At 42.3% G+C, this 22,979-nt stretch carries 15 protein-coding genes; 3 read left to right on the forward strand and 12 right to left on the reverse strand.

What is annotated here, in order from left to right:
- Nucleotides 1-298: 298 nt before the first annotated feature.
- On the forward strand, nt 299-1,639 hold the full coding sequence (gene brnQ / locus J7I96_RS19425) for a branched-chain amino acid transport system II carrier protein (protein WP_214770300.1): 1,341 nt from the start codon (nt 299-301) through the stop codon (nt 1,637-1,639).
- 548 nt (nt 1,640-2,187) lie between these two features.
- Here the strand turns inward: brnQ and J7I96_RS19430 are convergent.
- From J7I96_RS19430 to sdaAB, 4 genes are all read right to left on the reverse strand, one after another.
- Nucleotides 2,188-2,727, reverse strand: a complete 540-nt coding sequence (locus J7I96_RS19430; protein ID WP_251029205.1) for a DinB family protein — start codon at nt 2,725-2,727, stop codon at nt 2,188-2,190.
- Between the two features lie 152 nt (nt 2,728-2,879).
- Entirely contained in the window at nt 2,880-3,026 is a 147-nt protein-coding gene (locus J7I96_RS19435; RefSeq protein WP_162489976.1) for a YuzK family famiily protein, read from the reverse strand.
- Between the two features lie 299 nt (nt 3,027-3,325).
- Nucleotides 3,326-4,201 (reverse strand): L-serine ammonia-lyase, iron-sulfur-dependent, subunit alpha, encoded by an 876-nt coding sequence (sdaAA, locus tag J7I96_RS19440; RefSeq protein WP_096340651.1) that lies wholly within the window; start codon nt 4,199-4,201, stop codon nt 3,326-3,328.
- Between the two features lie 40 nt (nt 4,202-4,241).
- Nucleotides 4,242-4,904 (reverse strand): L-serine ammonia-lyase, iron-sulfur-dependent subunit beta, encoded by a 663-nt coding sequence (gene sdaAB, locus J7I96_RS19445; RefSeq protein WP_054399153.1) that lies wholly within the window; start codon nt 4,902-4,904, stop codon nt 4,242-4,244.
- Between the two features lie 493 nt (nt 4,905-5,397).
- On the opposite strand from sdaAB, the gene J7I96_RS19450 reads away from it, so the two are divergent.
- Nucleotides 5,398-6,174 (forward strand): MerR family transcriptional regulator, encoded by a 777-nt coding sequence (locus tag J7I96_RS19450; protein ID WP_251025169.1) that lies wholly within the window; start codon nt 5,398-5,400, stop codon nt 6,172-6,174.
- Nucleotides 6,175-6,813: 639 nt separating this feature from the next.
- Here the strand turns inward: J7I96_RS19450 and J7I96_RS19455 are convergent.
- The 4 genes from J7I96_RS19455 to J7I96_RS19470 all read right to left on the reverse strand — a co-directional run bounded on the left by J7I96_RS19455 (nt 6,814) and on the right by J7I96_RS19470 (nt 17,131).
- Nucleotides 6,814-11,145, reverse strand: a complete 4,332-nt coding sequence (locus J7I96_RS19455; RefSeq protein ID WP_214925147.1) for an endonuclease — start codon at nt 11,143-11,145, stop codon at nt 6,814-6,816.
- A gap of 53 nt (nt 11,146-11,198) precedes the next feature.
- On the reverse strand, nt 11,199-14,009 hold the full coding sequence (locus J7I96_RS28105) for a bifunctional metallophosphatase/5'-nucleotidase (protein ID WP_251029206.1): 2,811 nt from the start codon (nt 14,007-14,009) through the stop codon (nt 11,199-11,201).
- Between the two features lie 637 nt (nt 14,010-14,646).
- Entirely contained in the window at nt 14,647-15,432 is a 786-nt protein-coding gene (locus tag J7I96_RS19465) for a PhzF family phenazine biosynthesis protein (protein WP_214925152.1), read from the reverse strand.
- 286 nt (nt 15,433-15,718) lie between these two features.
- A complete protein-coding gene (locus J7I96_RS19470) occupies nt 15,719-17,131 on the reverse strand; it encodes a glycoside hydrolase family 18 protein (RefSeq protein ID WP_214770472.1) in 1,413 nt (470 codons plus the stop codon).
- Between the two features lie 327 nt (nt 17,132-17,458).
- On the opposite strand from J7I96_RS19470, the gene J7I96_RS19475 reads away from it, so the two are divergent.
- Entirely contained in the window at nt 17,459-17,629 is a 171-nt protein-coding gene (locus J7I96_RS19475; RefSeq protein WP_214925156.1) for a hypothetical protein, read from the forward strand.
- Between the two features lie 85 nt (nt 17,630-17,714).
- Here J7I96_RS19475 and J7I96_RS19480 read toward each other — a convergent pair whose 3' ends face one another.
- Genes J7I96_RS19480 through J7I96_RS19495 form a run of 4 tightly spaced genes read right to left on the reverse strand, consistent with a single transcriptional unit; the run spans nt 17,715 to nt 22,729 of the window.
- On the reverse strand, nt 17,715-18,764 hold the full coding sequence (locus tag J7I96_RS19480; RefSeq protein ID WP_214770312.1) for an LLM class flavin-dependent oxidoreductase: 1,050 nt from the start codon (nt 18,762-18,764) through the stop codon (nt 17,715-17,717).
- Between the two features lie 34 nt (nt 18,765-18,798).
- Nucleotides 18,799-19,854, reverse strand: a complete 1,056-nt coding sequence (locus J7I96_RS19485; protein WP_214770315.1) for an LLM class flavin-dependent oxidoreductase — start codon at nt 19,852-19,854, stop codon at nt 18,799-18,801.
- A gap of 12 nt (nt 19,855-19,866) precedes the next feature.
- Nucleotides 19,867-21,303, reverse strand: a complete 1,437-nt coding sequence (locus J7I96_RS19490) for a 4-hydroxyphenylacetate 3-hydroxylase family protein (RefSeq protein ID WP_251025172.1) — start codon at nt 21,301-21,303, stop codon at nt 19,867-19,869.
- Nucleotides 21,251-22,729 carry a 4-hydroxyphenylacetate 3-hydroxylase family protein gene (locus tag J7I96_RS19495; RefSeq protein ID WP_214770318.1) on the reverse strand — a complete coding sequence of 493 codons (1,479 nt, stop codon included), beginning with the start codon at nt 22,727-22,729 and terminating at the stop codon, nt 21,251-21,253. Before J7I96_RS19495 ends, J7I96_RS19490 begins: the two co-directional genes overlap by 53 nt.
- Nucleotides 22,730-22,979 lie beyond the last annotated feature (250 nt).

Consider the following 22,979-nt stretch of genomic DNA (forward strand, 5'->3'; position numbering starts at 1 on the left):
AATTAATACCGCATCCAAACCGTCACGTGAGCTCTAACTGGTTCGCGACGCAAAGCAGTTTTTTTCCGCATCCTCATTTCCTTTATATTTCAAATTTCATGAGTATGAGCAGCCTTTAGATGTTCAAAATAAGATAAGGGCGGATCACTGGTCATCAAAGTAAATAATAAAAAACAAAAAATATATTGAAATATCAATTTAATTTAGTTATAATACTGTACGGTCTTAGTATTACTGTTTATATAATTTTTAGAAAATTTAATAATTTTCTAAAATAGCAAATTTTGGAGGGTTTATTTTGTCTAATAAGGTTCCATCTTCATTTATAGTAGTGATTGGGTTCATGTTATTTGCCCTTTTCTTCGGTGCAGGGAATTTAATTTTCCCGCCAATGCTTGGTCAATCGGCAGGTATGAATATCTGGTCGGCTAATGCAGGGTTTTTGGTCACAGGAGTGGGATTACCTTTACTTGGTGTGCTGGCACTCGGTTTTTCTGGAAAAGATGACTTACAATCATTAGCGAGCCGTGTCCATCCAGTCTTTGGTATTGTATTCACAACCGTTCTTTATTTAGCCATTGGTCCATTATTCGCCATGCCTAGAACAGGAAACGTTTCTTTTGAGATCGGTGTAAAACCTTTTTTGCCTGAAGATCCAGGTCCATTGCCTTTACTCATTTTCACCATCATCTTTTTTACAATTTCATGCCTTCTTTCGCTCAATCCTGCGAAAATTGTCGAAATTGTGGGGAAAGTTTTGACACCCATCAAGTTGACGTTCATTGGAATCCTGGTGGTAGTCGCTTTCGTTAATCCAATTGGAGATTTTGAAGCACCTGCCGAGCACTATATGGTTCAACCATTTTTCAATGGGTTCAGAGAAGGATATTTAACCATGGATACTCTTGCATCTTTTGTTTTTGGCATCATCATCATTAATGCCATCAAAGAAAAAGGTGCCAAAACAAAAAAACAAATCATGATCGTTTGTGGAAAAGCGACTGCCATTGCGGCCGTTATCCTTGCTACCATTTATACAGCTCTCTCTTATATGGGTGCTTCAAGCGTTGGGGAACTTGGACGCTTGGATAATGGAGGCATTATCTTGGCGAAAGTCTCGGATTACTACTTTGGATCATATGGTGGAATATTATTGGGATTAATGATCACCGTAGCTTGTATAACGACGAGCGTAGGACTCATTACCTCTTGCTCGACGTACTTCCATAAACTATTTCCAAGTCTGCCTTACAAAACGATTGCCATAAGTTTATCCATTTTCAGTGCAATCATTGCCAATATCGGACTAACTGAGTTAATTGCCATTTCAGTACCGGTTATGACAGCCATTTATCCATTAGCCATTGTTTTGATCTTCCTAACATTTCTTCATTCCTTATTTAAGGGAAGACCTGAAGTTTATCAAGGCAGCTTACTTTTAACATTCATCGTCAGTCTATTTGATGGATTAAATGGAGCAGGTGTACACATTACATTCATCAATGATTTCTTCACTGCAATACTTCCTATGTATGAAGCTGGGCTTGGGTGGATCGTCCCTGCCATTGTTGGAGGATTCATTGGGTATGCAAGCAGCGTCTTAAAGTCGAAATTCGGTCATAATCACCAAATAGATTAAATGATATAAAAGTCCAGACATATAAACTGTAGACGAACTCGAAGATATAAGCGAGTTTGCCTACAGTTTTTTTATTAAAAAACATCTCAGTTGGTTTCATCCCATAAACCATAACCAAGTCTTGTTTTCATAATTTCAATTTACGATGGCGTCACCGTCTTTTTTAGCACTGACCGCTAAAACCTTATAAAGATTGGAAACCTCACTGCTTTCATCCGTGAAGGCTTGGATCTATTCTTTAATTTAAATAACAACGCAAGCACACATCTAAGCACACCGGACCATGTTGACGTATTGACATTAACCAATATACCATAAACCGTTACTCATTATGGGTAATACACCATAAATATCCAAACACCCGTAACTCAACATACAAAAAGCTGCCATAAAGGCAGCTCCAGAATGAAAGAAAGGCAAGTTTGTCTTCGGGTTCTTTATTTATTAAACATTCCTGTGGATAACGGTTAAAAACACTAAGGATAATCTAGTCCTGTTTTAAAATCATGGTTCGGGGTGAGACCATGTTGATAGTAGGGATAAAAACATCACATTTCTTTAATTTCACATTCATTCCGTAATTTCTTCAGCAATTGGAAAATCTGACCTCGATGATGTGATTCATGTTCAATCAAATGGTAAACGACCCATTCAGGTGTGACGTCATATTTTTCAAGTATCCTCGGTTTACGCCAATCCGTCAGGTCCATCGTGCGAAAGTTGGAAAGAAATGCCTCACGCACCTTATTGAGTCGGTAGAAATGTTCGTCCAATGTTTGTCCTTCAATATGATTTAGGGAGCCATCTTCAGCACGGCACCCTACTGGAAACAAAGCGGATATTTCCGAATCCCATTCAGTAACAAGGACCTCTTCGTATAACCAATCTGCCTCTATCAGCGCGATGTGATATAACATCGAGCCAATCGTTTGCCTTTCATCGATTTTCGAATCGAGTATATTTTGGCTGATTCCAGACAATTCCGATATAAGTGTACGGCGAACATCTTCTAAACACCATAGCCACCGCCCAATTTCCTTTTCATATCCCGGTATTGCGGATACAAGCAATGCTCTTCTCTCCAACAAGATCATCCTCCTCTTCATGAACGTACATTCTCTTTAAAAGTGTTGTTTCCTTCTTTTTAATGGAAAAATACCCTTTATGGCCGGACAAAAAGAGCAATCTTTTCGATTGCTCCTTTTGTCTTCGTTTATGTTATCGATATCGCAGATCAAAATTAGCTCCCCAAAAAAAGATTGGCTCTCATCTCCTCCGATATACGCCTGCCCTGTAGATAATCCTGTTCCCGTTCCTGTTCAACCATCATGCGTTGCTCCAGTTTTTGAGCATATTGTGCATAGCCGATTCCATGAGCCTGAAACATCGCTTTTTCCATTGCCGACGTGTACGTTAGTTCGAGAAAATTAATGAAGAATCAATCCTTCCCATTGTGAATTTCGTACTCATCTTATCATTGAAAGGGATAACTCACAAAGTTGCTATGGTTCCATATTCACTGATAATTCAGTTTTTTCAACGACTGATTCCATCTCCGTGTCCAAAAACGCCAAATCCCTCGGTCTTCCTCTAATTTCCTTTTTTCATTCACAAAAATAGCCTCATTTCTTTTTAAGACAAAATAAAAATCCCATTAACAAACCTCTTGTTAATGGGATTGAATGTTTATTTATATGAACCGAAAATTTCCTTTGCCAATCTACGCCCAGTAGGAGTCGCAGCCAGGCCGCCCTCTGCCGTTTCGCGAAGTGCAACCGGCATGGTCAATCCTATTTTATACATGGCATCGATCACTTCGTCACATGGAATGCGGCTCGTAATGCCTGCAAGCGCCATATCAGCTGCCGTTATTGCGTTGGAGGCACCCATTGCGTTACGTTTCACGCAAGGAACTTCGACCAATCCAGCCACTGGATCACAAACCAGTCCAAGCATATTTTTCAATGTGATCGCCATCGCTTCTGCAGCTTGGCTTGGCGTACCGCCGGCCAGTTCTACTATCGCAGCCGCGGCCATTCCACTTGCCGAGCCCACTTCTGCTTGGCAGCCACCAGCCGCTCCAGAAATGGAAGCGTTGTTTGCAACCACGAATCCGAAGGCAGCGGAAGTGAAAAGAAATTCAATCATCTCTGCCCGGGTCGGGTTTAATTTTTCTTTCACGGCAAATAATGTACCAGGCACAACTCCCGCAGAACCTGCAGTCGGAGTGGCACAGATCATTCCCATTGCTGCATTCACTTCGTTCGTCGCAACAGCTTTACTGACGGCATCCAATAATAAATTACCTGCCAGTGCCTTGCCCGACTTGATATAATTTTGCAAAAGAACGGCATCTCCGCCCGTTAGGCCTGTCACGGATTGCACACCTTTCAGACCTCTTTCCACCGCTTGTTCCATCACTGTCAAATTCCTGTCCATCTTTTCGATGATCTGTTCTCTCGACAGGCCTGAGAACTCCATTTCTTGTAAAATCATGATTTCCGCGATTTTCACATTTTTACTTTCAGCAAGTTCAACCAACTCTGCTACATTTCGGAACATGTTTTTACCTCCATATCTATGCCAGCACTTTTAATGATGATCATTCAACCATCCTTATGACTTGCGACACGTTTTCCAATCCTTCAATTTCCTTCATGACATCGCTCTGGATTTTCTGATCGACTTCAATCACCATGAGGGCCATTTGACCTTTTTCTTTTCGTGAAACTTCCATATGACCAATGTTAATTTCATGATTCGCCAATACGGTCGAAACGGAAGATATGATTCCAAACACATCGTTATGCACGACTAAAATGGCTGGGTTTTCCCCTGACAATTTGAGCTTGAATGTATTCAGCTCCGTTATTTCTATCGTTCCGCCGCCAATCGAGATCCCGACAAGTTCCAATTCCTTATCCTCGTCGAACAATCTGATTTTGACTGTATTAGGATGATCCATCACCGTATCCTCGATTGTAAAGGAAACGTCCATACCGGCTTCTTCCGCTATCGTTAAAGAGGCAGGGATTCGTTCATCATCCGTATCGAAATCCAAGATCCCGCCTACGACAGCAACATCCGTACCGTGTCCCCTGTATGTTTTTGCAAAAGAACCATATAAAGAAATAATCGCTTTCTTCGGTTGCTTTCCGAATAATGTCCTTGCTACTCTGCCAATTCTGGCAGCTCCTGCTGTATGTGAACTTGAAGGTCCAATCATGACGGGACCGATTATATCGAATGCAGATCTGTATTTCATCGTGTAATGCCCCATTTCTGGCAATAAATTTTTTAACCGTCTTTTAAAGTAAATGAAGATCAAAAAGCGGCATTATTACTATATTAAAATATTTTTATCATTTCTGCAATGAAAACCCTTTCATTGCATATCCCATATTAACATATATTACATAACATACCTACCAAAATTTTTTATTATTTAACCCGGAAATGATATTTGATTTTTCAGTATTTTAAGATAATTAACTTTCAACCACTAAATTTTTAAAGCATAAAAAGGCAGCCTTGTGGCCACTTGGTTTGCATCTGAATTTTATAACAAAGCTGATCGGAGCGGGTGTTCGAGACTCCCGCGGAAAAAGCGGGTCTAGAAAGACCCCGCAGGCATAAGCCGGGTGGGTAGCGGACCGCCAGTGGCTGGATCCGAAATTAACGTCCAAATCGGACAAACAAAAAAACAAAAAAGTTTTAATGAGGTACTTGAACCTAACACTATGTGAGGTTGTATAGTAATGTTGCCGGCAAAAAGAAAAAAATTCGTACGAAATGAGGGGTTGATTCTGAATAAAAAAACTTGGAAAGTTGGGGAATTAGCTAAGCAAACCGGACTTACGGTACGGATGCTCCACCATTATGACAAAATTGGTCTATTTTCACCTTCGCAATCATCTCATAAGGGACATAGGATCTATACTGAAATAGATATTACTAAGCTGCAACAAATTATTTCACTTAAGCAGTTAGGTTTTGCTTTGGATGAGATTAAAGAAATGATGGAAAATCCAAATTTAAATCCTGTCGAATTAATAAAAGTGCAGCTAGAAAGTGTAAAAAAGACCATCCAGATACAAGAACAATTGTGCAGTCGTTTGGAAAGGATATATGAATTGCTTAACAGTCAACAAGAAGTAAAGGCAGAACAATTTATAAATTTAATCGAGGTGATTAATTTGAGTAAAGATAACTATTTTACCCAAGAACAACAGGAAAAGCTGTTCAAACAACTAAAACAGGTCGGATTAGAGAAAAGAAAGCAGCATGTAAGTGAATGGATTGAAATCACCTCAAAGATACGTGGGGAATATGAAAAGGGCATACCGCCTGAAAACCTGAACGTTAAACAATTGGCAAAACAATGGAATGAATTACTCGACAAGTTGACCATCAGGAATCCCGAGATATCCAAAGCAGCTGAACGTTATTATATAGAAAATCCTGAAATACAAGAAAGATTCAGGTTAGATGAACAACTTTCCAACTACATCAAGAAAGCTATGTCTTACAGTTAAATACTTCAACATTAATACAAAAAAGTCGTGAGCATATGCATAGTCACGACTTTTTTTGTTAAGCAAAACCATTTTCTAGAGTGGAAATCAACGTTTCAATTCTATAAACACTCAAAAGTACTGTAGGAAAAATCAAGTTTTATCGAGTTTGTAGACAAATTGGTTTCTTTCTAAAAGGTAAAACAAAGTTGATTGGAGCGTAAGGTACGAGACTCCTGCGGGGAAACGTGGCCAGGGGAGACCCCGCAGGCGCAAGGCGCCGAGGAGGCTTCCCGGACCGCCCGCGGAAAGCGAGTGCCTGGAGTGGAAATCAACGTTTCAAATCTATAACACTCAAAAATACTGTAGGAAAAATCAAGTTTTATCGAGTTTGGAGACAAATTGATTTCTTTCTAAAAAGTAAAACAAAGTTGATTGGAGCGTAAGGTACGAGACTCCTGCGGGGAAACGTGGCCAGGGGAGACCCCGCAGGCGCAAGGCGCCGAGGAGGCTTCCCGGACCGCCCGCGGAAAGCGAGTGCCTGGAGTGGAAATCAACGTTCAACTTGTATAAGCCATAAAAATAGACAAACTCGATTTTCATCAAGTTTGTCTACTATCCGAAAGCAGCCATCAGTCTGCTTTCCCTTCGATCTCCGATTTAACTCGCCTTTTTTTCATCTTTGGATTCAGCGGCACCCCAAATTTCGGATGCCCATTCTGGATGGTCGATGAATGGATTGCGGTTATTTTGCCAGCCCTGAATGACATCATTGCGATGGCTCTCGAAATCGTCGACTGGATCGAGCTCATTCCATTTCAAAAGTGTCGATAGTTTTCCATGAAGCGGCTTCGGATACGTATTGACTGTATCGGATAATTCAAGATCCAACTCGCCGTTTCCTTCATATCGGACGGCCATGTAAAATAGCATCCGTGCTATATCGCCTTTAACATGGTCTGGCGGCTCCCATGAATCTGAATCAAACTTACATTCACATCCACTATATGTTTGCCCCCCCTCGTCGAAATCAAGGTGGCCCCGTTTTCCATTGACTGTCACATCAGCGGGACGGAGATGATGAAGGTCTGTCCCGGGACCTTTGCTTGTCCCAAAATCACCGTGGGACTTTGCCCAAACATGTTCGCGGTTCCATTGTCCGGTATTGCCCCCATTCGCGTCCTCCGAGATCGATTTTCCAGAGTAAAGCAAGATGACATTCTGTTTGTTCACCGGATCTTCATCCGTTTCTTTAAGGGCATTCCACACTTGATCATAAGATAACATCGTATGGCCCTTGATTATCGAGTGCAGAACCGATTTCAATTCCGTTCCCGTTTTGCCTGCCGCCGTTTCATAATAAGCTTCAAGCGGCTTATCATTCAATACGGTCAACGTGAAACGGGCAACCGCTTCCGATTGCTGGTCCTCGGCCTTGACTGCGACAAGGTATGTTCCAGCTTCATTTGCAGGAAGCGTTAATGTCTGGCCAGTGACTGTACCGATAGTGGATGAAAAGGTCAGCTTATCCCCATCAGGATCTGAGAAGTGCTCACTTAAATCGATGGTTACCTTTGAACCGGCTTTCACTTCAAGGTTTTCCAGTGTTTTCGTTAAGACGGGCGCATGATTTTCTTTAGGGTCGAAAGGGGAAGCAATTGCTTCCCCCTTGGAATCGACAAATTTGATATTCGATGTGTCGACACCTTCTGTTACCGACCATTTCTGAACATTTTCAGCGCCCCTGATTTCTTTTACATTGGCATTATCAATGATGACTTCCTTCACCGCCATGCCGCTAAAATCAATGATTGCGCCATCCTTATCCGGTTTTATCGTCACAGCAGCATTCTTCAGCCCAAGGCCTTTGAGTACAGCATATGAACCTTTTAACCAGATACCTTCTTCGATGCTGGATGTTTCGTCAAGATCGATCAAAGCACTAGGTGAAGCAATCGTAAGTTTTTTTGTTTTAACGTTTGTCAGATTATACGTTTTTTCTGGAGCAGGGGTTTCAACTCCGCCTGATTCAGATAAAGTGGTTGAAATCAGTACAGGGTCATGATCGCTAGCCCTTCCGTGAACTTCCATGAAGGATGAATTAATATGGACAATATCGACTTTTGTGGCCGCGGCCATATTATTCGATACCAGGATATGGTCCAGTACTTGTGAATTCCCTTGATATGTGTAAGAATAACGTTTTTCAAAAGGGACTTTCTCGATCATATTTGTTAAATCTTTGCCCTTCAATGTTTTAAGCGGAGCCGAAAATTCAAAGTCATTAAAGTCTCCAAGCAAGACGATATTCGCTTTGGCATCCTGTGACTTGATATCACTGACAAACCGATTGACGATCGAGGCAATTTGAAGCCTTTGCGTTTCACTTGAAAGGACCGGTGGCTGGTTTTTTCCAAATAACGGCTGATCGCCGCCCTTCGAATTGAAATGATTGGCCACCACCACTACGCTTTCGCCTTTAAATTCGAATTGAGCCGCTAAAGGCTTCCTGCTTGATTTGAAGGCGGGATCGGCAGGCTCGATTCGTCCAGGGTTCAAGGTAAGTTTTCCATCTTTGAAAGCCACGGACTGTGTTGCCGTCCCTTTCGTTCCTTCAGTCAATTTGACACGGTCGACATTATATAAAAAGCCTACACGGATATTCCCGCCAGGTGCACCGCCATCAAGTTTATCTTCTGGAGCGATATCGATGTATTGATATTGCGGTCCGCCCAGCTCTTTTATTTTGTCGGTTAACTTCTTGGCGCTTTGAGCAGAATCCGTTGTCCCGCTATCTGTTTCTCCATCGTTATCCTGCATTTCCGTTACCCCGATGATATCGGGGTGTTTAAGATTGGTAATGATGGATGTTGCAATCGTTTCAACTTTCGAATTAGCGGTTTGAGTGGAGAAATTTTCTATATTATAGGAAGCGATCGATAGCTTATCAGCATCCTTCTCTAAAGATGTCACTTCCCGAGCCGTACCGCCATCCTTTAACGCCGGCAGCTGAGCTTTATCCGTCACTACCTTATAGTTGCTATATCCATAGCTAATTACACCGGTAACCGAGCTTTCAAAGAAATCACCCGTTTTCGCTGCAAATGATTCATCATTTATATCCAGGGTAATTCTTTCAGGATTGAAATCCGTTTCCGTTATTTTGACCCCGCCGACTGCAGTCGTCGTTTCCATATTCCCTGGAATCACGACCAATTCACCATAGTCTTGAGGAGCAACCACTTTCGGGTTATATACCTGCACAAGCATTCCTTCCAGACTTTCGTAGAAATCAATGCCGTCTTCACCTGGATTAAAATCTGTCAACCTATCATCATCGATGTTCCCAGACGGCGGAATGACATCTTTTCCGATGACGATCGGTTCTGGAATCGATGCAGTGCCAAGCTTTTCAATCGTCGTATTCGTCAATTCAGTCGTTGGCAGATCTGTCGTTTTCATTTCAGCGTATCCTTCGATATACCATTCGGCGACTTTACCTGCGACTTTGATATGATCTCCCGCTTTTAGGCCATGTGCTTTGTTGTACACAAGGATTCCCTCGGAAGTCGTTAAGTCCTTATCCGGGTTGGGATCTTGCATGTAAAAGTTATTCGCATCTTTTACATAAGTGACGACACCTTCCACACCTGAGACGAGTTGAGTTTCATAAGATGAAAAATGATTCATCCCCTGAATGTCACGAATCTTCACTTCAGTGGTTTTGTTAACGGTATAGGCAAATGTGAAAACTTCCGATGTCTTGTCGTTGACAGCGATTGCCTTGATGACCGTATCTTTCGTTAAAATGATAGGTTCTGTGTACACAGCACTTGAAGACGTTGGTGCAGATCCATCCAGCGTATAATGGATTTTCGCTCCTTCCCAACCAGATTCAAGTGATACCTTTGTATTTTCACTAACCGTACCAGGGAAAATATCCGTGTAAACGGCCGGTTTGTTCACCAGTTCATAATCTTCAATACCACGCGGCTTCAACTGGTAGGTGTCATTGAACCTCGATCCGATTCCGGTAACGGAAATGACATCCCCTGCTTTAAAGCTTTTCACGAAATCTTCATAGCTCGAACCGGTCCGGTTATCATGGCGAACGATGACGGATTTCCCTTCAGTATCTTCCGCTTTGAATTCGAATGTTCCGTAGGTGCCCGATGCCGCCAATTCTGTAATGGTCGCCTTATCGATGGTGACCAGCTCACCTTGTGTATCCTCGTTGACCCCTGAGGCATCAATCTTTTGGATTACAGGAAGTTCATTATCAGAAGATACGACTTCAAGGGAGGTTGGTTGGATTTGTAATTCCTTATTATAAGCGGATACTTGTCCGATTAATCTAACCTTATCCCCTTGCTTTACTTCCGCAGGCCACGAAGAACCATAAACATATAGCCCTGCCGTTTCATCTTGGATATAAAAACCTTTTCCTCCCCAATAACCAAGTCCCGTCGTGACCACCCCATCGACCTGCACGACATCTTCGGTATTCGTGCGCGCCTCGGCAATGGAGTCCAGAACCTTCACATCAGGCTGTTCAGGTGTTGTTCCCCCATCGGTGATGATCGTGAAATCCGTTGCGGATTTCAGGCCGGGTACTGAAAAGTACTTTTCGAGCTTCCCCGTAATCGTCACCTGCGCTTTAAGTAATTCCGGATGTTCGACCAAATTCAAGGCCGTTCGGATATTTCCGGCTGGAAGCTGAACAGGCATGATTTTCTTGACATCCGTTTCATCCGGACTATCCGCAATGCCTATGTTCGTACTTTCAGTAAAAGGCGATGTTTGTTGATAGCTTGTACCGCTTTTAGCTGTACCGACGATATATCCCTTCACCGTTGCCGTTCCACTGTTATTATTAATCGCTTCCATCACCGATATTGTCCCTTCGGCATTTGCAGCGGCTGCATTTGGCAGAACCGTTGACAGTACAATCAGTATGGCAAAGAAAAGCTTGCTTATCCCGTTCTTCTTCAAGATCTCAACCCCTCCAACTTTTTTCATAGGCTCAGCAATCATTTGAATACCGCTTACAGAATGGTTTCGCCATTCACCGTGACACCGCTCAGGCTCATGGTCTTACCGTTAAGTCCCGATAAATCCAAATCACCCTCCACTGTAACCTGTGAAAAAGTAAAATCATCCGGAGGAGTTCCCGTTAATGTAAGATTCCCTTTAACCACTGCATGTTCCAATGAAGCAATATCCGTGATATCCACAACTACATTGCCCTCATGTGTTTTTGGCGCATCAGCCGTTCCGCCAAAGTCTTTAGCCAATACCACAGTCGGGTCTGTAGAGTTTCCGGCCACATCCTTGATGCGTCCTTCGATGCTCGGATCGACAGTTTTCAGCCCGCTGACATAATCACGTAAATTCTCCCAATCGGCGAGGCCGATATCCGTCACTCTTCCTTCTTCATAAGCCTTCTTGAAAACGGTGAAACCATCTCCGCCCTTGGCTGTAAAAGCATTGGTCGCCACGACGTATTCCTTCGCTGCATCCAATTCGGAATATGTTCCATCTTGTCCCAGGACTTCAACCTTTGTGACACGATTGCCTGCTTCCTTCGAACTGTCGTAGCTGAATTTCATTCCCGAAACATGCAGGAAGCCGCCATTTTCCTTAGGAGCCAGGCTTACACTATGCTCTAATGCTTCATTGATTTCTGCACCCGTAAGCTTCATCGTCGCTAACGTATTCCCAAACGGTAAAACGGTGAGGATTTCCCCTAAAGTGATCTCGCCTTGATCGATGCCGGCGCGGATGCCCCCGCCATTTTGGAATGCCATTACCGTATCCTTATTGAATTCCTTCGCTTTACTGAGCATTCCATCCGTAATTAAATTACCCAGCTCCGTTTCATTTTTTCGAACGCTCGGCTTTGTTGCATCTCCTGCATCACGAGGTGTTTCCAAGGCCTTCACAGCTGTTGCACCCGTCTTCGTTTCCTTCAGTTCCTTAATCTTCGAGGAATATGTTTCGAGCACTTTTGCCGCTTCCACATCATCCTGTTTTTCAGAAAGCTTAATCAGCTTGCCTGCTTGTCCGACAATCTTGCCTTGCTTATCGAATTCCACATCGATCGTGCCTAAATAGTCGCTATATTGATACCCTTGAACGATGACAGTTGGCTCTTTCTTTTTCCCTTTATCATCTTGGTCGACAACAATGGGGGCGTCTAACTGCGTATGGCTATGTCCGCCCACAATCACGTCGATGCCCTTGACCTTGGCAGCCAATGTTAAATCATTGTCATAGGCTGCATTGTCGTCGTAACCGATATGGGATACGGCAACGATCTTATTAACACCCATGCCTTTGAACGCCTTGACCGCTTTTTCGGCTTCTTCAAGGTAGTTTTCAAATTCTATACTTCCTGGACTTGAAATATCTTTCGTCTCTTCAGTCGTAAGCCCGAAGAACCCTACCTTCTGGCCATCCACTTGTTTTACGATGCCATTGTATATCTTTCCTTGCTCTGGCTTACTTGAAATCAAATCCGAGAATAGTCCCTTGAATTTATCATCTTTGGAGAAGTCCACATTCGAACTGACAAACGGGAACTTTGCCCCTTTAATGAAGTCAGCCAAAGCTTGATGCCCTTCGGCGCTTGAACCCAAATCAAACTCATGATTCCCGAATGTCATGACATCATATTTCATTAAATTCATGAAGCGCAGATCCGCTTGCCCTTTGAATTCATTAAAATAGAGGGTTCCCGAGAATACGTCACCAGCATCAACCAAAAGGGCTTGCGGTTTACTCTTACGCACTTCCTTAACAGCTGTCACCCTTTTGGCCACATTGTCCAAGTGGGCATGGGTATCATTCGTATGCATCAAGGAAAGCGTGATCGCCTTCGGAGGATTTTTCAACGCTTCTTCAGCAGCAGCGACTTTCTTATCCGCCAATGCTATTTTCGTTTCGAATACCTTTCGGTCCGACTCCTTGATCCCATTTAAATGGATGTCGGCTCTCGCCTTTTTAGCCGCGTTTATCTGTTCTTTCGTATTAAGTTCCCCATTGGCAAGAGCTACATAGGCATTGACCTGCTTTGCCACTTCTTTTTTCTTTTCTGCATATACCGCATCATCATACTTACCTTTCACTTCTTTAACATAGGCGTGTATGCCTTTTCCGAGCTTGGATGTTTTGCTGACCTTCTTCAATTGCGAAGAAACGGTTTGCATCCGCTTGTCCGCGGTCTTTAAATCACCTTTCTTCACCCAGTAAGCAGCTTTTTCATAGTAGTATGGAACTTTCAGGTCACCGTTCAAAACTGTTTTGGTCGCTTTAGTGAATTTATCGTATAGGAGCTTTTCGATTTTCGCTCCGTAAACCGTATCTTTAATATCTTTATCTGCCTTTTTCACGGCTTTATCCAGTGCCTCGTATTGATTCCTGATATCAATGGATTTCTTGGCAAGTATTGAATCCGTAAGGGCGCCAATCGATTTGCCATGAGCAGCTTTAGCTTTCTCAGCCGCTTTATATCCTTTTACATAACCTTCCGAACGAGTGATGTACTTATCATAAGCTTCGATTTCTTTGTATTTGGCATCTTTTTCTTTTTTGCTTAACATTGATTTTTTAATGGTAGAGTTGATGTCTTTTTTTGCTTGTTTTGCAGACTTGATTTGTTTTTCAACCGTGGACACTGAAGCGAGTTTAGAAGTGTAGAAATAGGTATCGAATGGTTTCTTGATGGCGGCCTTGGCCGTTTTGATTTTACCATTCAGGCTAGTGGCAGCATCCGATGGTGCCGGCGCTACTGCTACGATCGTTGTCGCAGCCATGATGGTAGCTGATGCAATTTTTACGATTTTCTTTTTCCCCATTATCGTAATCCCCCCCATTAGTTCTATACTGGAATAACATTCTGCTAACTTATCCATATAATTGACACGCTTTTCCAAAAATTGAATTCCGACAAATTTACTTACCCATACACAAATCCACCCTACTTTTTTCCTCTAAAGATCCGTGTATCTCTTATATTACAACAAAATAATCCAATTTTAAAACAAATTTACAATACAACATCGAATATTAACAGAATATTATCATTATAATCACCCTAAAATACCTAGTAGAAGATAGATGATATATCAATAAAATGATTCAATGGTAAAATAGCACCACACCATTCCGCGACCACCCTTGGTCTTTATACCTAAATTAACCTAAAATAAAAAAGGAGAGAGATTTAACTCTCTCTCCGACTGTAAACAAACCCGGAGAAAAGCGAGATTGCCTGCAGTTTTTCAAAAAAAACTTTTAGTTGTTTCAGCAAACCGCTCCTTTTCTGCCGACTGGCTGCCAAACCACATCAAAGCAAGCGTCTCCGGGGTCTCGGCAAGCCAGCAGGAGTGCCGCAAATTTCTTCAATCCATTATGGGGTACTGTAAAAAAACATTAAGGATATTCTAGTCTTCTTTTAAAATTATGGTTCGGGATGAAACCTTCCTTTATTATCTAGATGGTTAAGTTCCCTTCGAATATTGTGACTGCATGCCCGGAAAGTTTAACTGTGTCTTCCGTTACTTCAACCTTCAATAGTCCTCCTCTTTCCGATGCCTGATGGGCTATAAAAATACTTTTGTCCAGCTTGCTATTCCAATAGGGTCCCAGACAGCAGTGGGCCGAGCCCGTTACTTGATCTTCGTCAAGGCCTTGGGCAGGGGAAAAGAAACGTGAAACGAAATCATATTCACTGCTATCCGATTGACTCGTTACAATGACGCCCCGAACCGGCAATTGGGCAACGGAGTCTATATCCGGCTTTAAATTCCTTACGATTTCCTCTGATTGAACTTCGACTAGAAGATCCCATTTGTTTTGCCCAACATACGCAGGCACAACTCCTAAAGCTTTTATCAGTAAATCAGGGGCAGTGGTCTCCTTCTCCCTTAATGACGGAAATTCCAACTGAGCCATTCCATCAACGAATTTTGCAGTGAGAAGCCCGCTTTTCGTCTGATAGGCAACCGGCTGATTCCTTGGCACGTATCCCTTATCCCATAAAAAGAAAGAGCTTGCCAGCGTCCCATGTCCACAAATCGGGATTTCAATGAAAGGTGTGAACCATCGCAGCTTCCATTCACCATTATGAGGTTGAATAAAAGCGGTAACAGGCATATTAATCTCTTTAGCTATTCTCTGCATCCACTCGCTGTCACTTTCCCCGGTAAGAAGGCAGACTGCAGCAGGGTTTCCTTTAAAAGGTTGATCTGTAAACGTATTAATGATGGTTAATTCCATTAAATGTTCCTCCGGTAAGTAATATTCTAGTCTCCTAATTCCACAATGAGGAGCCCTTTTCCTTTTTTGAAGAACCATTCCCTTGTTTTTTAAAGAGTTCTCATTAAAGTGAAAAGGACCACCTTATGGCGTCCTCGATTAAGTCCCTTTATCGACTCAGGTTCCTCGATTTTAAACGTTGTTATAAAAAACCCTGTAATTCTTGTAGAGCATTTCGAAATCACTAAAATAGACAGCTTTATAAAAAAAGCTGCCCATCACTATATCAATTATGTGACAAAACCCCCTACAGTTTCCTTACAATAAATGTATCCCCAAGCAGTTCCCAATTCTGGGGGAACGGATAACCAAGTACCCAATAACTGAGACCCCTTGACCTGTAAATCTTCACCAGGTCGAATTTAGCTTTAGCACTGCGTGCATCCTCAAACCAAACTTCATGTGAGCGTCCCTGATCATCTTTGTACCTATAATAAGGTGTTTGGGCTGTCTCGTCATATTTTATTTCTGCATTATATTGTACGGCGCGCCTGATGGCTTCCTGCATGTCGAAAGTCTCTGCTTCCTGCCCCTCTTCATGGGGAAAAAGCCAGTCCCGTGCATAAATTTGAAATCCTATGAAGATTTTATTTGTTGGTATCACCGTTACGGCATAGTCAAGGACACGTTTTATTTCATTAATGGGGGAGATTGCCTGCGGCGGCCCCTTTCGGTAACCCCATTCATATGTCATCAGCACCACGAAGTCGAGCAGCCGTCCGTGAACTGGATAATCATGTGCCTCAACTAATGGTCCCTTTTGATTGGCGCTAGTTTTTGGGGCTAGGGAGGATGACACAAAGTAGCCTTCAGGATGCAACCGATCCACTGCTCTTTGGAGAAAGCGATTATAGAAATCACGATCCTCTGGTGCTACACTTTCAAAATCGATATTCAATCCACGGTACCCTTTATCTTTCATCGTTTTTATGACGTTGGTCAATAATGTTTCCACTAAATTCAAATCAGAAAGTATCGTATGGGCAAGCTGAGTTCCAGCTTCCGTCGCGGAAAAATTCGTTATGCACATCATGGGTATGACGCCAGTCGACTGTGCCGCCCGGATCGTCGGGATGTCATCTATGACTTCTAAGCTGCCATCTTGCCTCATTCTATAACCAAATGGACTTACGTAGGTCAAATCGTGGGCTACTTCACGTACCTGCTCCGCACCGGCTTGCCCGTAAACGTTTGTAAAACCATTTACTTCAATGATGGGTTTTGGTTTCTGTGGAATCCTTATTATCCTTCCGATATGGATAGTGGACGGATCTGTAATCCTGTTCATCTGCATAATGGCCTGAACTGTCGTTCCATAACGTCTCGCTATATCATAAAGGGTATCTCGTTCCCTTACGGTATGATAAATAACCGGGATGGTTAGTCTCTGCCCTGGATAGATAGCGGAAGGATTTGTGATGGTATTCGATTGCATGATTTCCTGTACCGTAATTCCAAACTGATTTGCGATATTATTTAGAGTATCCCCTTGCTGAACCCTGTACTGAAGATAAGGTTCAGGAATCAAAAGAGCTAGGCCAATCACCAGCTTATCTGGATTTTCAAGGCCATTGACCCGAACAATTCGGTTGGTACTGACACCATATTGCTGGGAAATTCCCCACAAAGAATCCCCCCTATTCACCACATGGATTTTCACATGCACTGCCCCGCTTTCCTTCAAAATATTCCCTTCATTTTATTCCCTGGATAGCCCTAATATGTTTTTTTGCGTTCAACATTCCAGTATTCTTAGTTTTTGGTAAACAAATCCCCCAAAGACAGGGGCATTGCCAAAACCGTACCTATAACGGTGACCAAGTAGAAGCTGGGTCCATTCTATTAGTACGACAAAGAGCTGTTACATGCAAAATTGGTGATCATTAATTGGGTAATTGAGAGGTAGGCGCTGCAAACCATGCGAAATACCGGGGATGCTTAATTTATTTTGGAATCTGCTTAGACCTATTACAATGAGGAAAAATAAATGAATAATTTTTGGCTATATAATAATGATTTGATTTCGGAAAACCGCTCCCTTTCCGCCGACTGTCTGCAAAGCCTCATCAAAATAAGTGCCTGCGGTGTCTCGGCTAGCCAGTTATTCGGCAGGAGTATCGCAAATTTCTTCAATCCAATGAAAAAGACCACCTTATAGCGGTCTTTTTGATTTCTATATTTCCCCATTCATCCAGGTTTCAATATGGCATCCTCGATTAAACTTCTGAATTCCTTGTACATATTTATTTCTTTATGAACTCTGATTCCAAACGATTGTTAACGTTGTTATAAAAATCCGGTAATTCCTCAAGTGCATTTCGAAAAGTTAATAGGATCTTATCAATTCCAATTGCTTGAAGTTCCTGAATTTTATTTACAACTGATTCGTAACTGCCAATCAACCCTGTCCTGAATCCTTCATTATTAGCAACAAAATCACTAATAGAGGATGCATTTTTCCACATTCCTTTCGTATCTTTACGGTTTTTGAACTGTGCTATCGCAGTATCATCTGCATGTTCGATAATATACCGATATTCGCTTCTTGCCTCCTCATCCGTTTTTCTGGCAATGACAAAAGCATTAACAGCAAATTTCACTTCACGACCATGATTTTGTGCTACAGCATTTACATAATTCATTTGTTCTTTCAACTCTTCTATGGAAGCTCCATTCATAAAGTAATAATCGGATAATTCCCCGGCCATCTCTTGGGAATCTTGGGAATTACCGCCTTGATAGATTGCTGGATATGGTTTTTGAATCGGTTTCGGTGCCAATATTGCATTCTTTATTTGATAATAATCCCCTTGAAAAGAAAAATTATCAGTCGTCCACAATCCTTTTAAAACCTCTAGGTATTCCCTTGAACGTTTATACCGCTCTTCATGCTTAATCCATTCTATCCCAAACATTTCTTGCTCTTCTTTAAACCAACCGCTGACCAAATTTATGTGGAATCTCCCGTTTGATATAATGTCGATGCTTGAACTTACTTTTGCGAGGGTTGCAGGGTGAATGAAGCCCGGTAAAACCGCAGCAATAAAATGAACGTTTTCGGTATCCCCTGCCAAAGCGGTAATTACTGATAAGGGATCAAGTTGACCTCTATCCGTCGAGCTACCTCCAATACTGCCAACATAGCGAATGGCATAAAGGATGGAATCCACTTGTAGCTGGTCTGCCATTTTTGCGAGTTTACGATTATATTCCATACTTCCATCCGTATTTTGTTCTACGTTTGCCCGCAAGAAACCACCTGATAAATTAGCCCCCCAGATTGAAAATTTCATATCCTTCCCTCCTTAGTTTTCAGTAACTTCCTGCTCATAAAACCTTTTCTCCAAATAATGGCCGTACTGCTTGCCCAAATCTTTCTGCCTCCTCTAAATGAGGAAAACCGGATAGGATAAAATGCTTGACGCCAATATCGATATATTCTTGCAGGCCTTCCCTTACTTGTTCAGGGGTGCCTACAATGGCTGTACCTGCTCCTTTCCTGATTTTCCCGATTCCCGACCAACCATATCTTCCAAAACGCTCATTGTTCCTTGTTAATTCATTCATCCGTTTTTGGGCCACTGAATCCGTCGTTTCATAGTAATGATTCATATTACTCAGAGTTTCCCTGTCAGCCTTACTTATTATTTTTGCGGCTGCCTCCCATGCTTCACTTTCCTCATCCCGAACGACCACATGAATCCTGACACCATATTCCAATTGCCTTCCATACTTCTTCGCCCTTTGTTTGACATCATTGATTTGTTGTTCAATTTGCTGGGCTGGTTCTCCCCATTGCAAATAAACATCGGCAGATTTCGCTGCAATTTCCTTTGCTGCATCAGATGAACCTCCAAAATAAATCGGAATATTTGGACTTTGGTGAATGCTTGGATTCAATACTCCATCACTGATCGTAAAATATTCTCCTATATGATTAACCTTCTCTTCCGTCCATGATTTTTGTATGACTTCAAGGAATTCACCTGTTCTGGCATATCGCTCATTATGCTCAACGAAGTCACCATCCTGCCCCAATTCTTTTGCCGAACCTCCAGTCACTACATTGACAAGCATTCTCCCTTCCGAGAATTGATCAAGGGTCGCGGCCATTTTAGCCGCAACCGTCGGAGCGATGAATCCTGGGCGAAAAGCGATTAACGGCTTAATTATTCTCGTATGATGAATGATGGCCGAACCCACTATCCATGAGTCTAGATAAGGTATGCCCGTAGGAATTAATATCCCTTCAAAACCTGCCTTTTCAGCTGCTTTCGCAACGCTTATTATATAATCCAAAGTAGGCTTCCTCTGCGGCTCGTTTAGGCCTAAGTATTCACCATCACCATTTGTAGGTACATACCAGTAAAAATGCACAGACATTATAGGACCCCCTTATTTTAAAACCTCATAAGCATAATCAACGAGTTCTTGCTTATTTTTATAATTATTGTACTGGGCTGCATACGTTCTGACAGGATCGCCGGAATAAAATCTCTCATATAATTCATGTCTTGATGCAAGCGGGCTCCCCAATAGATCCCACGTTAATTTAATTAATCGTGTCCTATCTTCTGCAGATGTCTCTGTACCCTGGTAATATTCTTTTAACAAAGGACCTATGGGACCTTCCAATTCTTTTATGCTGGATGGGACCTGCAATAGCCCCCCTGCCCCAATCTGCTGGAGGATTTCCAACGCTCTTGGGTAGAATCGAGTTCCCAGATTCCTTGCTGTCGCTAAGAAATCTTGATTAGGAAGCAGGATGCCGTTATACATTTTTGCTTTATATTCTGAAGCGAGCAGTAATGCTTTAATGGTTTCTAGCTGTATGATCAATTCTGCAAGCTTCTCTTTCACATGCAGAAATTGTGTTGCCCCAGCCGTTTCCGCTAATTCGTTCCCGATTGCTACGACACTTTCCAGTTTGCTGACCAGTCTCACTACTGTTTGATGCTGGCTAAGCAGTGATGAAGGGGCATCACAACGAAGCTTCCATGCAAATTCCGGATCCTCATGAACCAGCACTCGCTCCCAAGGGATGAATACATCATCAAAAATCAGGACTGCATCCATTTCGTCAAAACGTGCACTTAACGGGTGATCCTCCTCCCGTTTATCGGCAAATGACTCCCTGCAAACAATATGCAAGCCTTTGGCATTGACAGGCACAAAGAAAACATTGGCGAATTCACGTTCATTTTCTCCTTTCTTGTGATAGGAAAAGATTAAAATTTCATCAACATATGGAGCTGCTGTCGCAATCATTTTCGCACCGCGAACATAGATCCCTTCACTATCTTTACGGCTGATATGTAAAATCCCCGGTTTCTTTTCCCCTGCTGTTTTTGAACGATCCTTTTGTGGATCATGCCCTGCTACTGTTGACAATAAATCAAGATTACGGGATTGATAGTAATAGCTTTCTATTTTTTCAGAAAAACCTGGATGTACATCTTCATACTCTGAACGGTTTGCAAACCAACCAGTAAATATGGAACGGGAATATTCAGATAGACGGCTCATGACTCCAAAAGTCTGATCGGCCCAATGCTGGTACGCCAAACGTTTTTTTTCCAGATCCTTATGTGTCCTGGGAACGAGAAATGATAGGTTCGCATCAAGTCCTTCCTCCGTTTGGTATGTCAGCAAGGATTTACTGTCTGCTTTTGTTTGTAAATCCAACAATGATTGTATCGTATGGACCGTTCCCTTAAATGCAGGGTGTTCGTCTAAGTTTTTGACAATATCCCCATCTAGCCAAATATTTCTGCCATCATTAAGTCGTTGAAGATAGCGATTGTTTTCGATCATCACGATTCCCCTTTCCATTTACCCCCTCCAAAAAATGGTGGAGTTTTCGTTTTAATGGCTCTTTATCATAGGTTTCATACTGCAAAGCGAAGGTTCGAATGGGATCGCCGGTATACAGCCTTTCATACAGATCATGCCTCGATCCCAGTGTGCTTCCAATCAGTTCCCATCCTATTTGAAATAAAGAAGTTTTAGTGACGGCATCAACATTCGCTCCTCTAAAATACTTTTCTAATAATGGAATGAGATCGTTGCTGTCCTCTATCGTTGTTGAAGGGAGCTGGATAAAACCGCCCGCCCCGATTTGTTTTAAAATCTCAATCGCTCTTGGATAATGGCGGGTTCCAAGATTTCGTGCCGTTTGCAAAGGTACGAGAGCAGGCAGATAAACGCCCTTTTCGTTATGTGAACCTTGAACCTCTGAAGCAATAAGCAACGCTTCTATACTATCGATTTGGGTATATAGTTCACCAAGCTTTTCCTTCACTTGTAAGAACTGATCAACACCAATCGATTGAGCGATAGCCGTAGCCACCCCCGTTACGAATTGAAGCTTCGTAAGCAAGCGAACGACCGTCTGATGATGGGCGAGACAGTTTAATTGCTGGTGCCGCTGAGCTTCAAACACTCCTTCTACGGATCCCCTAATCATTACGCGTTCCCACGGAATCAACACATCATCAAAAATTAAAACAGCGTCCATTTCATCAAATTGTGCACTTAATGGATGTTTCTTTTGGTCTTTTGAAGCGAATGATTCACGACAGACAATTTGCAGGCCAGGAAGATTCAAAGGGATAATGCACATATTGGCATGCTCCGTTTTATCAGGAGTCAGCTTTTGATGCGGCATGATGATGACATCATGTGCATACGGGGAAGCGGTAGCTATCATTTTAGCCCCTCTAACAACGATTCCTTCTTCCGTTTCCCTTATGACTTTCAATAAAGCATCTTCCTGTTCATCACTTGGCTTGGACCGATCGATCTGAGGATCAAGAATGGCCTGGATCACAATACGCCGTTCATCCCTAGCCTGTTCATAGTATGCAGTGATTTTTTCGGAAAATCCTGAATCATACTGGTTAAAGAAATCCCTATCAATGAAATATGCTGTGACCATCGAATTCGCATAGTCGGATAATCGGCTCATCACTCCGTAGGTTTTCCGCGACCATAACTCAAAAGCCTTTCTTCTTGAAATCAGTTCTTCCAAATCTTTAGGAATGAGAAAAGATTTATGAACATATTCCTTTGTTTTTGGACTTTCATACCCGACAATCTTTTGTTCTTCAGGTGAATCCAGCATTTCCAACAAATTTGTTAAAGTTTTCAAAGTGCCTGTGAAAGCCTGATGGGCATATAGATCGTCTATTTTCTTTCCATCAAGCCAAACATTTCTTCCATCTTTCAAACTTTCGGCAAGCCGGCTTCTCTTATTCATTAAGTTCCCAACTCCTCCCTGGAAAACACAAAAGCCCTTGAAGGAGTATGAAACTGACTCCTAACAAGGGCTCTCGGTTGTCCGATAAGCTATTTTTTTATGTTCACTATCATAATCCGATAAATTCAATTGGTCAAGTGTGTTTTTTGGTTCCCACCCATAAATATCCATAAAAATTAACACTTGATAAATTATCCATACTCTTGTTATAGTTTAATTATTCCAATTGGAAAACTATACTATGCAAGCC

The organism is Bacillus sp. ISL-78, assembly GCF_018613455.1.
GTDB lineage: Bacteria > Bacillota > Bacilli > Bacillales > DSM-1321 > Peribacillus > Peribacillus frigoritolerans.